Genomic DNA, 12,466 nt, shown 5'->3' with positions numbered 1-12,466 from the left:
CACAGCTGTTCGAGGCGACGTCCGCGCCCGGGCGCCGCGAAAGGAGTGGGGGTTGCTGCCGCCCGAACGAGGCCTGAGCGATCTACCCTCATTACAGGAGGGGGGTGGAAGGCCGGCCTGTCGACCGCCGCCGGTCTCTGCCGAGAGGAGGCGGACATGAAGGCGTCGTTTCGACGGTCCGCGATCTTCACAAGCGCGGCCGCACTCACCAGGAGGTACCCATGAGGATGCTCATCAATGTGCCGGAGACCGTCGTCGCCGACGCCCTCCGCGGTATGGCCGCCGCGCACCCCGAGTTGTCCGTCGATGTGGAGAACCGGGTGATCGTACGGCGCGACGCGCCCGTCGCCGGGAAGGTGGGGCTCGTCTCCGGTGGCGGGTCCGGGCACGAGCCGCTGCACGGCGGCTTCGTCGGGCTTGGGATGCTCTCCGCCGCGTGCCCGGGAGAGGTCTTCACGAGCCCGGTGCCGGACCAGATGGCGCGGGCGGCCGTCGCCGTCGACAGTGGTGAGGGTGTGCTGTTCATCGTCAAGAACTACACGGGCGACGTCCTCAACTTCGACATGGCGGCCGAGCTCGCCGAGGACGAGGGGGTCCGGGTCGCCAAGGTGCTCGTCAATGACGACGTCGCGGTGACCGACAGCCTGTATACGGCGGGTCGGCGCGGCACCGGCGCGACCCTGTTCGTCGAGAAGATCGCCGGTGCGGCCGCCGAGGAGGGCGCGCCGCTGGAGCGGGTCGAGGCGATCGGCCGGCAGGTGAATGAGAGCTCCCGGAGCTTCGGTGTGGCGCTGAGCGCCAGCACGACGCCCGCGAAGGGCAGCCCGACCTTCGATCTCCCCTCGGGTGAGCTGGAGTTGGGCATTGGCATCCATGGTGAGCCCGGGCGTGAGCGGCGCCCGATGATGACGTCGCGGGAGATCGCGGACTTCACCGTGAACGCGGTACTGGAGGATCTGGCGCCGACGGGCCCTGTGCTGGCGCTCGTCAACGGCATGGGGGCGACGCCGCTGCTGGAGCTGTACGGCTTCAACGCCGAGGTGCACCGGGTGCTCGCCGAGCGCGGGGTGCCCGTCGCCCGTACGCTCGTCGGGAACTATGTGACCTCACTCGACATGGCAGGCTGCTCGGTGACGCTCTGTCAGGTCGACGAGGACCTGCTGCGGCTGTGGGACGCGCCGGTGCAGACGCCCGGGCTCCGCTGGGGCCGCTGACCGATCAGGAGCTGCGCCAGGCCTCGCCGCTCACCTAACTCATCGACTCGCCACAGGGAGTTCATGTGCTGGACGCCGACTTCTTCCGCCGCTGGCTGGCGGCCGCCGCGGCGGCCGTGAACCGTGAGGCGGACCGCCTTACCGAGCTGGACTCGGCGATCGGCGACGCCGACCACGGCAGCAATCTCCAGCGCGGTTTCGCGGCGGTGACGGCGGTCATGGAGAAGGAGGCGCCGCAGACGCCCGGGGCCGTACTGACCCTGGCGGGACGGCAGTTGATCTCGACAGTGGGTGGTGCCTCCGGTCCGCTGTACGGGACGTTGCTGCGGCGTACGGGAAAGGCGCTCGGTGACGACGCCGAGGTGACGCCCGCGCAACTGGCCGACGCGCTGCGCGCGGGCGTGGCCGCGGTGGCCCAGCTCGGCGGGGCCAAGGCCGGCGACAAGACGATGATCGACGCACTCGATCCGGCGGTCGAGGCTCTCGGCGACTCCACCGCGTCGTTCACGGCCGCCGGAGAAGCGGCCGAGCAGGGCGCGCTGGCGACCGTGCCGATGCAGGCGCGCAAGGGCAGGGCGAGCTATCTGGGCGAGCGCAGTATCGGGCACCAGGACCCGGGGGCGACCTCCTCCGCCCTGCTGATCGCGGCACTGGCGGAGGTGGCGGGATGAGCGCCGACAAGCCGGTCGGGATCGTGCTGGTCTCGCACAGCGCGGAGGTGGCCGCGGCCGTCGCCGAGCTGGCCAAAGGGCTCGCCGGCGGCGGTGCGACCGCGCCCGTCGCCCCGGCGGGCGGCACCCCGGACGGCGGCCTCGGGACCAGCTCGGAACTGATCACGGCGGCCGCGGCCTCGGTCGACGGGGGCGCGGGGGTGGCCGTCCTCGTCGATCTGGGCAGCGCCGTGCTGACGGTGAGGGCACTGCTGGCCGAGGGCGACGAACTCCCGGACCGGACACGGCTGGTGGACGCGCCCTTCCTGGAGGGAGCGGTGGCCGCGCTGGTGACCGCTTCGGGGGGCGGCGACCTGGACGCGGTGGAGGCGGCGGCCTCGGAGGCGTACGACTACCGCAAGGTGTGAGCCCGGCCGGGCGTCTCGCCGTCGCCGATCGAGGCCAATTGTTAACGGGAATCATTTTCAGGTAGCGTGCCGGGTGCATCCCCACCCAGGAGGTTCCCGGTCCCATGGCCGTACCCAAGCGCAAGATGTCCCGCAGCAACACCCGCCACCGCCGCGCCCAGTGGAAGGCCACCACGCCCCAGCTGGTGACCGTCACCGTGGACGGCGTCCCCCATCAGGTGCCGCAGCGGCTTGTGAAGGCGTACGAGCGCGGTCTGCTGAGGCCGGAGGGCTGACGGGCAGTCCAACTGCGTCTCCGAGCCGATGCCGCCGGCTTCGCGTGCTCGCGGGACGACGGCGCGACGCTCGGCGACCTGGCCCGGCTTGGCTGCCTGGTGAGGGACGTTCACCTGCACCGAGGATCACCTCACGCCGCCCGTGACGCTCCATCAGGGCTTGGGGTCACCGGCCGGACCCGGTGGCTCCCGCCCGCGGAGCCATCGGGGCGACGCCGTCACCCGACCGGAGTCACGTACGCCGCGGATCGGCGGACGTCCGGGCCGTACCGCGTGACCTGGCACGACCGTCGCGGCCACTGCGACGGACGGGTGGTGACACACCCCGACCGCGTCACCCTCGCCGCATGCGGCGACCCCGTCGGCCTCCTAGCGTCTTTCGCAACGAGGGGCATTTCTTCTTCTGCGCGGAAGACATCCGCAATGGCCCTCGGGAACACGGAGAACTGACCATGCGCGCGATACGTGTCGCCTCCCTCGCCCTGATCGGCACCGCCGCGCTCACCGTCGGCGCCCCAGCGGCGGTGGCCGCCGACGGGAGCGACCTCATCCCTCCCGGTTTCACCGTCACCCCTTCGACCGCCGCGCCCGGCGGCACCGTGACTCTGAACGCCACCGAGTGCGCAGTCCCACCGGTGACCGTCTCCTCGGGAGTCTTCGACACCGTCACGCTCGATGAAGGACACTCCGGCACGGCGAAGATCGATGCGCGGGCCAGGCCGGGTACCGAGGACGAGGTCACCTTCGAGTGCAACGGCGAGAAGGTCACCACGCCCCTCACCATCAGCGGCGGCTCCGAGTCGCCACGCGAGGATGGGACCGGGACCGGGACCGGGACCGGGGCCAAGAAATCACCCTCGGGGGTCGAGACCGAAACCGAGACCCTCCCCGACGCGCTCACCGAGACCGGGACCGAGGCGGATACCGGGGACTCCCACACCGAGACTGAGGGCGAAACCGGCGACCCGTCGGCCGAGAGCGAGGCCAAGGCCGAAACAGGCCGCCCGCACACCAAGACCGACACCGGCGACTCGTACAGCGATACCAAGACCGACACCGGTGACTCGCACACCGGGAAGGGAACCTCGCACACCGGGACCGGCACGACGAAGCCCGGCGCGGGCGTCCACGCCGGCGCCGGCGGCAGCTTCGCCGAGCTGAGCCCCGCGCAGATCGCCGTCGGCTCCGCCCTCGTCGCGGGTGGTGTGCTCGGCGGCGGTGTTCTGCTGTTGCGCCGCGGCTCCGGAGAAGGCGTCTGACGCCGACACAGCTGCTCCGCCGCCCCGGGCCCCCGAGGTCCTGGGCGGCGGAGCGCCACCCGGGCCCCATACGGGACGGAGGAAGAGCGTCCATGCATACGTCCAAGCGCCGCAGCTCATGGTTCACGGTCGCCTCTGTCCTGCTGCTCGGGCTGTTCCTCCTGCGCAACGGATCCAGCGAGCCGGTCGGCGGCCCGCCCCAGCCCCGCCCCGCCGTCGCGGCCGGCCAGAGCGCGGGCGACCCGCTGCCACCAGCACCCGACGCGCTCCCCCACTCCCCGCCGCGGCGGATCGCCATTCCGTCCGTGCGGCTCGACGCCCCCCTCACCGATGTCGGAGTCGACGCCGACGGCTGGATCGACGCTCCGCCACTGGAGAAGAGCAATCTCGCCGGCTGGTACAAAGGCGCGGCCGGCCCCGGCGAGCGGGGCACATCCGTCATCGTCGGCCATGTCGACAACAAGGCGGGTCCGGCCGTCTTCTACGAACTCGGCTCGCTGGTACGGGGCAGTCGCGTCGAAATCCTGCGCGGGGACGGCCGTACGGCGGTGTTCGCCGTGTACGGCATCGAGACCTTCGCCAAGAAGGACTTCCCGGCCGCCCGCGTCTACCGGGACACCCCGGAGCCGGAGTTGCGCCTGATCACCTGTGGCGGCGGCTATACGAAGAAGGCCGGCTACGACGGGAACGTCGTGGTGTTCGCCCGCCTTGTCGAGGTGCGCTGACAAGGTGCCCGCACGACGGCACGGGTTCGAACACTGGCAGACTGCAGGTATGTCCGCTCCCCGCCGCCGTTGTCCGGTCTGCCGTCGCGAAATCGCCGTCGTCGCGGGGCGGTTCGCCCGGCATGACCCGGTCGGCTCGCGTACCGCGGCCGAACTCGTCTCCTGCCCCGGGTCCAGGCAGCAGGCACAGCTCGATCCGGCTCTGCAGCCGGATCTCGACGGGGCTGTCGTGCCGGACTTCCCAGGTCAACTCCCCCTGTTCTGAAGGGCAGGCGCGCCCTCAGGTCGCGCTGCGCTCGCTCGCCAGTTGCAGCTCTTCCTCGACGCCACGACCGGCTCGCAGCAACTCCCTCCAGCGCTCCTTACTCCAGTCGGCGGGGCGGGTCGTCTCGATGAAGTCCTCGACCAGTGCCAGAAAGCGCGCCGGATCGGCGTGGAAGGGAAAGTGGCCCGCGCCTTCGAAGATCTCCAGCCGGCTTCCGGGCATCGCCGCATGCGCGCCGTGCGCGTGGTCCACCGGCACCACACTGTCGCGCGATCCCCACAGCAGCATCGTCGGCATCCCCTGGGCCAGATAGCAGCGGTCGAGCATGGTCACCACCTGGCCCCGCCAGTCCACGACCGCGCGCAGTGTGCGGATGAAGGCGCTGCGCGAGGTCGCGTCCGGCAGCGAGTCCACGAGGTTGAGCAGCTCTCGGGCGTCCTGCCCGAGATCGGTGTCCAGCATCCTCATCAGCTCGGCGAACAGGCCGGTCCCGTGCCGCATCCCCGGCAGCGTCAGCGCCGAGAGCAGCAGGTCGGCGCCCGGCAGTGAGACCGCCCTGAGGACGGGATTGACCTCCCGGCCGACGCCGCCCGCGCTGACCAGGACCAGTCGCTCGGTGCGCTCGGGGAACTGGTACGCGAACTGCATGGCCACTCCCCCGCCGAGCGAGTGGCCCACGAGGGTCGCCCGGTCGATGCCGAGCACGCCGAGCAGGTCCCGCATGCCGTTCGCGTAGGCCGCGACCGAGTAGTCCGCACGCGGCTTGTCCGACGCGCCGTGGCCGAGGAGGTCGGGCGCGATGACGGTGTAGCGACGGGCCAGCCCGGGGATCAGGTCCACCCAGGTGGCGGAGGAGTCTCCTATGCCGTGGACGAGGAGGACGGCCGGACCTTCGCCGGCGATGCGGTACGCGCGACCGTAGCCGTGCACCACACGGTGGCGCAGCTGCACATCGTCTTCGCCGACGGAGCGCAGCCTGCTGCGGTCCGGTGTCTGCGGTTCGAGGCCGGTGACCATCCGCTCACCTCCTGCGCGGTTCCTCATCCGCTCTTTCGAATCTGCCCCTCCGAGCGTAGAGCCGCCACCGCACGGGGGATTTCCGGAAGGTTTCGCCCCGGGTACGGCCCCCTGCGGGGCGAGCGGGCGCCTTGCCGGGCGGGTGCGTCCCGGGCGCGACAGGGCCCCGCCCACCGGATATATTGGTCTACACCACTTGCGTCTTCAGAGATGTGCCTCCAGAGACAGGGATCATCGTGGAAGTTGTCATCGTTCCGGACTCCGCCACGGGCGGCGAGCTCATCGCCGAAGCCATGGCCGCCCTGCTGCGACGCAAGCCCGACGCCCTTCTGGGCGTCTCCACCGGTTCGACCCCGCTGCCCGTCTACAAAGCTCTCGCGGCCAAGGTGCGCGACTTTGAAGTGGACGCCTCCCATGCCCGGATCTGCCAGCTCGACGAGTATGTCGGGCTGCCCTCCGGCCACCCCGAGGCGTACCGCTCCGTGGTCCTGCGCGAGGTCGTCGAACCCCTCGGGCTCACCGACGCGTCCTTCATGGGCCCCGACGGGTCGGCCGACGACGTCGCGGCCGCCTGCCTCGACTACGAACGCGCCCTGGCCGAGGCCGGCGGCGTCGATCTCCAACTGCTCGGTATCGGTACGGACGGGCACATCGGTTTCAACGAGCCCTGTTCGTCACTCGCCTCCCGCACCCGGATCAAGACGCTGACCGAGCAGACACGACAGGACAACGCCCGGTTCTTCAAGGCCGTCGAGGAGGTCCCCCACCACGTGATCACCCAGGGCATCGGCACCATCCTTCAAGCCCGCCACTTGGTCCTGCTGGCCACCGGCGAGGCGAAGGCCCACGCCGTGGCCCTCGCCGTCGAAGGCCCGCTCTCGGCACTGGTGCCCGCATCCGCCCTGCAACTCCACCCGCATGCCACGGTCGTGGTCGACGAGGCGGCCGCCTCCAGCCTCAAGCTCGCCGACTATTTCCGCGCCACCTATGCCGCCAAGCCGCTGTGGCAGGGCCTGTGACACCGGCCGGGCGTCCCGGCCGGAAGGGAAATGTTCCAGTCGAGAAGTAATTGAGCCCACAACGACTCGGATACGCCTACGAGTTGATACGGTTCACCTCGCTCAGCACTGTGACGCGCGTTCAACTATCGCGCAACCGTGCAGCCCCGGGGGAATCCATGAACGACGACGACATAGATCTCGTCAGAGCGAGCCTGGAACGCGTCCGACGGCGTGCCAGTCACGTGGTCCGCTACTTCTACGCCCACCTGTTCGCCCACCATCCGCACCTGCGCCGGCTGTTCCCGGCAGCGATGGACGATCAGTACGAGCGGCTGTTCGCCGCCCTGGTGCATGTCGTGGACAATCTCGGCCACCCCGGGCTGCCCGCCCATCTGGCGCAACTCGGCAGGGATCACCGCAAGTTCGGGATTGGCGACGACGACTACACGGCGGTGGGCGAGAGTCTCTTCGCCGCGGTCCGTTACCACAGCACGCAGTCGTGGGACGCGCGGACCGAAGCGGCCTGGCTGCGGATGTACACAACCACAGCAGAGGCGATGACCGGCGGGGCACACAGCTCTCTCGCCAGGAACGAGCCGTCGTCGTGGGAGGCAACTGTCGTCTCGCACCGGCTCCACGGTGGGCACACGGCCGTCGTCCGCGCCATTCCGTCCGCCCGCTATCCATGGCGGCCCGGCCAGTACGCCACGATCGAGCATCCCGAACTGCCGGGTGTGTGGCGGCCCTACTCCCTGGCCGGGCGCCCCGGCCGTGACGGTGTGCTCGAATTCCATATCGGCCGCGTCCCCCAGGGGTTACTCAGCAACATGTTGTGCGACAACACAGAGCCCGGCCACATACTGCGGCTGGGCGCCGCATCGGGATCCGCCCTCGCCCCGCCGCCCGGTACTGAAGCCGTCACTCTCATAGCGGCAGGCTCGGGCTGGGCCCCGGTCAAGGCGGTCCTGGACGAGTTACTAGCCCGCAGGCCCACGCCCCGTATCCGTATAGACGTCGTGGCCCGCGGCGAGGCCGACTTCTACGACGGGGGCTCCCTCGCCGGCCTCCTGCGGGCTCACCCCTGTCTGAGCGCCTACTGGTGGTACGAGGAACGGGCCGAGGGCCCGACGCGGGCCGCGGAACGGCTGCACAGCAATCTGCGCGCGCGCCGGGAGTGGACCGGCGAGACCGTGTATCTGTGCGGTCCGGTGATGTTCGTGCAGGAGACGACCGAACTGCTGCACGAGTGCGGGCTGCCCGCAGAATCGCTTATCCGGGATCCTTTGCCCTCGTCGGTGCAACAGCGCGGACACGTCTCGCACGCGGAACAGTGCCTTGATCCGCGACCGGTGAACTGGATCGACCCAGACGCCCGTACCCGCCCGCTCGACCTCCCGGCGCCCGAGTCCCACTCCGAGTCCCACCCTGCCCCTCAGCCCGAAGCGCAGCCTGAGCCCGTACCCCCGGACAGCGGCAGCTGGTTCGCACCGCACCGCACGGCAGGACGGGTCTGACCGCCCCCGGGCAAGACCGTTCGTCCGTACACAGCGCGCTGCGCCGGCGTCGATCCCGCCGCAGCCGGGTGGTGACACAGGACCGGCCAAACGGCCGGATTGCCGCGTCGGCCAGGGAGATTTCCCGCTGACGCCGTCCCACCGAAACACATTCCGAATTGGTCATTTCTCGCGAACTGGACACAAGGCGGCGCGCCGGGACCAGTTGTATTCGGCTTGTTTCCCGCCCCGGATCGCATTTTCCTGTGAAGCGATCGTGAATACCTCTCCATATCCGACCGGTGATATCCCTCTGACCATGCCAAATCACCGCCGATCCCGGCCACACCCAATGGCCGCCGGATGACTGAATCGGTCCCTTGACCACCCTTCAGCCACGAACCAGACTCCCTAGAGGCACTCATGCATCAGGAGCCACAAGCACAGGCACATGCCGACGGCCCTGCGAGACCGATATCGCACGGGGTGTGTGACGGGGGAATGCAGTGAAGAGCGCGTATGCCGGCTGGACGCATACGCGCGGTCCTTCACATCCCCTCCTCATCTCTTGGTGCGCGAAGGGAATGGAGGGGGAATGCCGACGCACATGGGCTATCCCGGCGTATACATCGAAGAACTTCCCAGCAGCATCCGGACCATCGCCTCGGTCACCACATCGGTGGCCGCGTTCGTGGGGCACACCCGCCGGGGTCCGCTCAACCAACCCGTGCGGGTCACCAGTTTCGCCGACTTCGAGCGGCGCTTCGGCGGACTCACCTCGCAGAGCGCCGTCAGCTACGCGGTGCACCAGTTCTTCGGCAACGGCGGCACGGTCGCGGTGATCGTCCGCGTCGCCAAGGCCGGCACCGGCGAGGAAGCGTGCGTCACCCTCCACTCCACCGAGGGGCACAGCGAGTGCCCGGTGCTGGAGGTGCACGCCAAGGAGCCCGGCGTCTGGGGCTCGGGCCTGCGGGTGGCCGTCGACCATGACACCCCTACCCCGGACAAGACGTTCAACCTGCACATTCTCGACGCGCGTGGCGGCACCCGTGAGTCCTTCACCGGGCTTTCGATGCACTCCGGCCACGGCCGCTTCGTGGAGACGGTCGTGGGCGCCGGCTCCTCCCTCGTCCGGGTCAAGGCGCTCGACGAGGACCGGCCCGACCCCTCCGGCACGGTTTCCAAGCCGTTCTCGACCGAACTGCCGGACCTCAACGTCGAGTTGAAGGTCAAGATCGGCGACGTGGAGCGGGAGTTCACGCTCCACGAGCCCGACCACGACGGCGAGCCGCCGCGCACCGTCACCGAGCTCGCCCTGCTCCTCGAGCGCAAGTTGCGCGCGCTGCCCGACGCCCCCGGCAAGCACGCCTTCGCCGGAGCGGAGGTCACCGCCTTCGGCCGCCGAGTCCAGGTCGTCGCAGGGTCCACTGACCCCGACGACACGGTCCGCTTCATCGGCGAGTGCGCCAACGACCTGGGCCTTGAGGCCTCGGTCAACCCGCCCGTCTTCCCGCTCCAGGGCGGCAAGGACGGCGACCCGCCCGGGCCGCGCGACCTCATCGGCAGCGAGGCGCGCAAGACCGGCGTGCAGGCGCTGCGCGACGTGGACGACGTCAACATGCTGGCTCTGCCGGAGCTTTCGGCGTACGAGTCCACCGAGGACATGGTCACCGTACTGTCCGCCGCCGAGCAACTGTGCCGGGAGCGGCGGATCTTCCTGCTCGTCGACTCGCCGTCGACCTGGGGCAGCGTGGACGCGGCGCGGGCCGGAATCGGCGCGTTCGAGCCCGTACGCAGCAATCAGGCGGCCCTGTACTTCCCGCATCTGCAGCTCACAGACCCGCTGACGGGACGGCTGCGTTCCTTCCCGCCCTCGGGCGCGATCGCCGGCGTGATCGCCAGGACCGACGGCGAGCGCGGCGTATGGAAGGCGCCGGCCGGGACCGAGGCGCGGCTGGCCGGTGTGCGGTCACTGGCGGTCAAGCTCACCGACCGGGAGAACGGGCTGCTCAACCCACTGGGCATCAACTGCCTGCGCACCTTCCCCGTGGTGGGTCCGCTGGTATGGGGCGCGCGCACGCTCGAAGGCGCGGACGCGCTCGACAGCGAGTGGAAGTACGTGCCGGTGCGCCGGCTCGCGCTGCATGTCGAGGAGAGCCTGCACCGCGGTCTGCAGTGGGTCGTCTTCGAGCCGAACCACGAGCAGTTGTGGCAGCAGATCCGGCTGAAGGCGTCGGCATACCTCAACGACCTTTTCCGCCAGGGCGCGTTCAAGGGCGGCACGCCGCGCGAGGCGTACTTCGTCAAATGCGACAGGGACACCACCACCGACGCCGATATCGACGCCGGAGTGGTCAATGTCGTGATCGGCATCGCGCCGGTCAAGCCGGCGGAGTTCGTGATCGTCAAGATTCAGCAGATGGCCGGACAGTTCGACCTCTCGTAACCACGGAACCACGGAAAAGAAACACGAAGGAAACCGATGGCTGAGTTCCAGATAAACGCCCATCGCTTCGACCCGTACAAGAATTTCAAGTTCCTGGTCCTCTGGGACGGTCGAACGGTCGCGGGCATCAGCAAGATCAGTCCTCTGAAGCGCACCACCGAAGTGGTCAAGCACCGCCACGGCGGCGACCCGAGCTCACCGCGCAAGTCGCCGGGCCGCTCCGAGTTCGAAGGCGTCACGCTCGAACGCGGCGTCACGCACGACCCGGAGTTCGACCGCTGGGCCAACAAGGTCTGGCAGGTCGGCGCCGGGCTCGGTTCGGAGGTCTCGCTGCGGGACTTCCGCAAGGACATCATCATCCAGGTGCTCAACGAGGCCGGGCAGGTGGCCGTCTCGCACAAGCTGTACCGGGCCTGGGTGAGCGAGTACCAGGTGCTCGGCGAGCTCGATGCCAACGCCAACGCCGTCGCCATCCAGAGCGTCAAGCTCGAATGCGAGGGCTGGGAACGGGACTACGAGGTGGAGGAACCGGTCGAGCCCTCGTTCACCCATCCCGCCTGAGCACGGCCTGTCACACCGGAGGAATGAGGGATGACGCCGACGGGGCCGGCCGAGCTGCTCGCCACCTGGGAGGCCGGTCTGGCGCAGCACGACTCGGCAAGGTCTCTGCTGCTGCACCGGGCGGCCCGCCCGGGGGCTATCGCCGACGACTTGCTGTCGATGCCGGTCGGCGAGCGGGAGGCGGATCTGTTCGCGCTGCGCCGGGCCTTGTTCGGCGAGCGCATGCAGGTCCGTGTCGAGTGCGCGTCGTGCGGCGAGGCGATGGAGTTCGACCTCGACGCGACGCTGTTCGGCACCCGGACGCGGACGCCCGACGGGCCGCTGCGAGTGGAGGAGGGCGAATGGGCGGTCGAGTTGCGGCTGCCCACCGTCGCCGACCTCGCGGCGGCCGGCGCGGTGCCGGATCCGGCTCAGGCGCGCCGGGTGCTCGTGGCGCGCTGCACGGTTTCGGCCGTACGGAACGGCGAGGACATTGCCCCGGAGCGGCTGGCCTCGCTGCTGCCGGAGCACATACAGCGACGGCTCGGCGGGACCGCGGCCGAGGCGGACCCGGCGGCCGATGTGACGTTGAACGTCGCCTGTCCCGAGTGTGGTGAGGCCACCCCGGCCGAGTTGGACATCACTTCCTATCTGTGGACCGAACTGGACACCTGGGCACGGGACTTGATGCTCGACGTCCATCTGCTCGCCACCGCCTACGGGTGGAGCGAGCCGGAGATTCTGGCGCTCAGCCCGCTGCGGCGTCGTTACTACCTGGAGCTGTGCGCAGATGCCTGACTACTTCGACCGGCTGCTGGCCCGGTACACGCCGGTGCCGGCGGCCGGTGGCGCTGCGGCGCGGGTCCGGCCGCGGCTGCCCGGCCCGTTCGAACGTGTCGAGGCGCTGCGCAGCGAACCGCCGGAGCCGGACGCGCCGGCGGCGCTGGTTCCGACCGCGCCCGGTCCCGCCTTCGGTCCTGCCGAGCTGGTCCGGCACGAGCGGGAAGTGCGGACCGACCACCACACCGTCGTACGGACCGAGGCGGCGCGGCCCGGCGAGGCCGAGATGCCTGCGGCGCCGCCGACGCCGGGTCCCGGGCCGCTGCTGCGGCCCGCCGCGACGGCTTTGCCGACGGCGCGTCCGGCCGCCGAC

13 protein-coding genes and 1 pseudogene are annotated in these 12,466 nt (G+C 70.1%); 13 read left to right on the top strand and 1 reads right to left on the bottom strand.

Annotated features, from left to right (window positions below):
• Window positions 1-221: 221 nt before the first annotated feature.
• The 7 genes from dhaK (at window position 222) to J7E87_RS28345 (ending at window position 4,816) form a co-directional block, all read left to right on the top strand.
• On the top strand, window positions 222-1,214 hold the full coding sequence (gene dhaK / locus J7E87_RS28375) for a dihydroxyacetone kinase subunit DhaK (RefSeq protein ID WP_215097401.1): 993 nt from the start codon (window positions 222-224) through the stop codon (window positions 1,212-1,214).
• A gap of 65 nt (window positions 1,215-1,279) precedes the next feature.
• Window positions 1,280-1,885, top strand: coding sequence for a dihydroxyacetone kinase subunit DhaL (gene dhaL / locus J7E87_RS28370; protein ID WP_215097400.1), 606 nt, complete (start codon window positions 1,280-1,282; stop codon window positions 1,883-1,885).
• The gene (locus J7E87_RS28365) at window positions 1,882-2,292 is read left to right on the top strand and encodes a PTS-dependent dihydroxyacetone kinase phosphotransferase subunit DhaM (RefSeq protein WP_215097399.1); all 411 of its coding nucleotides are present in this window, start codon (window positions 1,882-1,884) and stop codon (window positions 2,290-2,292) included. The genes dhaL and J7E87_RS28365 overlap by 4 nt, the downstream gene beginning before the upstream one ends.
• A gap of 104 nt (window positions 2,293-2,396) precedes the next feature.
• On the top strand, window positions 2,397-2,567 hold the full coding sequence (gene rpmF, locus J7E87_RS28360) for a 50S ribosomal protein L32 (protein WP_215097398.1): 171 nt from the start codon (window positions 2,397-2,399) through the stop codon (window positions 2,565-2,567).
• 452 nt (window positions 2,568-3,019) lie between these two features.
• Window positions 3,020-3,826 (top strand): hypothetical protein, encoded by an 807-nt coding sequence (locus tag J7E87_RS28355; protein ID WP_215097397.1) that lies wholly within the window; start codon window positions 3,020-3,022, stop codon window positions 3,824-3,826.
• Between the two features lie 92 nt (window positions 3,827-3,918).
• Complete coding sequence (locus J7E87_RS28350; RefSeq protein ID WP_215097396.1) at window positions 3,919-4,551, top strand: class F sortase; 633 nt, start codon at window positions 3,919-3,921, stop codon at window positions 4,549-4,551.
• 49 nt (window positions 4,552-4,600) lie between these two features.
• The gene (locus J7E87_RS28345) at window positions 4,601-4,816 is read left to right on the top strand and encodes a hypothetical protein (RefSeq protein WP_215097395.1); all 216 of its coding nucleotides are present in this window, start codon (window positions 4,601-4,603) and stop codon (window positions 4,814-4,816) included.
• 15 nt (window positions 4,817-4,831) lie between these two features.
• On the opposite strand, the gene J7E87_RS28340 is transcribed toward J7E87_RS28345, so the two are convergent.
• The gene (locus J7E87_RS28340) at window positions 4,832-5,833 is read right to left on the bottom strand and encodes an alpha/beta fold hydrolase (RefSeq protein ID WP_215097436.1); all 1,002 of its coding nucleotides are present in this window, start codon (window positions 5,831-5,833) and stop codon (window positions 4,832-4,834) included.
• 236 nt (window positions 5,834-6,069) lie between these two features.
• Here J7E87_RS28340 and nagB point away from each other — a divergent pair, with 236 nt between their 5' ends.
• The 6 genes and pseudogenes from nagB to J7E87_RS28310 all read left to right on the top strand — a co-directional run.
• Complete coding sequence (gene nagB, locus J7E87_RS28335) at window positions 6,070-6,852, top strand: glucosamine-6-phosphate deaminase (RefSeq protein ID WP_215097394.1); 783 nt, start codon at window positions 6,070-6,072, stop codon at window positions 6,850-6,852.
• A 158-nt stretch (window positions 6,853-7,010) separates the two neighbouring features.
• Entirely contained in the window at window positions 7,011-8,348 is a 1,338-nt protein-coding gene (locus J7E87_RS28330) for a globin domain-containing protein (protein WP_215097393.1), read from the top strand.
• Between the two features lie 574 nt (window positions 8,349-8,922).
• The gene (locus tag J7E87_RS28325) at window positions 8,923-10,773 is read left to right on the top strand and encodes a phage tail sheath C-terminal domain-containing protein (RefSeq protein WP_215097392.1); all 1,851 of its coding nucleotides are present in this window, start codon (window positions 8,923-8,925) and stop codon (window positions 10,771-10,773) included.
• A 36-nt stretch (window positions 10,774-10,809) separates the two neighbouring features.
• The gene (locus J7E87_RS28320) at window positions 10,810-11,334 is read left to right on the top strand and encodes a phage tail protein (RefSeq protein WP_030352235.1); all 525 of its coding nucleotides are present in this window, start codon (window positions 10,810-10,812) and stop codon (window positions 11,332-11,334) included.
• 30 nt (window positions 11,335-11,364) lie between these two features.
• Window positions 11,365-12,111: a hypothetical protein gene (locus tag J7E87_RS28315; protein WP_215097391.1), complete on the top strand. Its 747-nt coding sequence runs from the start codon at window positions 11,365-11,367 to the stop codon at window positions 12,109-12,111.
• Window positions 12,104-12,466 (top strand): annotated as a pseudogene (locus J7E87_RS28310) (hypothetical protein); the annotation flags it as partial. The gene J7E87_RS28315 and the pseudogene J7E87_RS28310, both read left to right, overlap by 8 nt.

It is taken from the genome of Streptomyces sp. ISL-1 (assembly GCF_018614585.1).
In the GTDB taxonomy this organism is placed as follows: Bacteria; Actinomycetota; Actinomycetes; order Streptomycetales; family Streptomycetaceae; genus Streptomyces; species Streptomyces maoxianensis.
This window is presented reverse-complemented; position numbering and strand designations above follow the sequence as displayed.

Excerpts from the sequence above, each read along its gene's own strand:
- J7E87_RS28320 (WP_030352235.1), top strand. The coding sequence starts at position 10,810 with ATGGCTGAGTTCCAGATAAACGCCCATCGCTTCGACCCGTACAAGAAT.
- J7E87_RS28355 (WP_215097397.1), top strand. The coding sequence starts at position 3,020 with ATGCGCGCGATACGTGTCGCCTCCCTCGCCCTGATCGGCACCGCCGCG.
- J7E87_RS28350 (WP_215097396.1), top strand. The coding sequence starts at position 3,919 with ATGCATACGTCCAAGCGCCGCAGCTCATGGTTCACGGTCGCCTCTGTC.
- rpmF (WP_215097398.1), top strand. The coding sequence starts at position 2,397 with ATGGCCGTACCCAAGCGCAAGATGTCCCGCAGCAACACCCGCCACCGC.
- J7E87_RS28340 (WP_215097436.1), bottom strand. The coding sequence starts at position 5,833 with ATGGTCACCGGCCTCGAACCGCAGACACCGGACCGCAGCAGGCTGCGC.
- J7E87_RS28315 (WP_215097391.1), top strand. The coding sequence starts at position 11,365 with ATGACGCCGACGGGGCCGGCCGAGCTGCTCGCCACCTGGGAGGCCGGT.
- J7E87_RS28330 (WP_215097393.1), top strand. The coding sequence starts at position 7,011 with ATGAACGACGACGACATAGATCTCGTCAGAGCGAGCCTGGAACGCGTC.
- J7E87_RS28345 (WP_215097395.1), top strand. The coding sequence starts at position 4,601 with ATGTCCGCTCCCCGCCGCCGTTGTCCGGTCTGCCGTCGCGAAATCGCC.
- dhaK (WP_215097401.1), top strand. The coding sequence starts at position 222 with ATGAGGATGCTCATCAATGTGCCGGAGACCGTCGTCGCCGACGCCCTC.
- J7E87_RS28325 (WP_215097392.1), top strand. The coding sequence starts at position 8,923 with ATGCCGACGCACATGGGCTATCCCGGCGTATACATCGAAGAACTTCCC.
- J7E87_RS28365 (WP_215097399.1), top strand. The coding sequence starts at position 1,882 with ATGAGCGCCGACAAGCCGGTCGGGATCGTGCTGGTCTCGCACAGCGCG.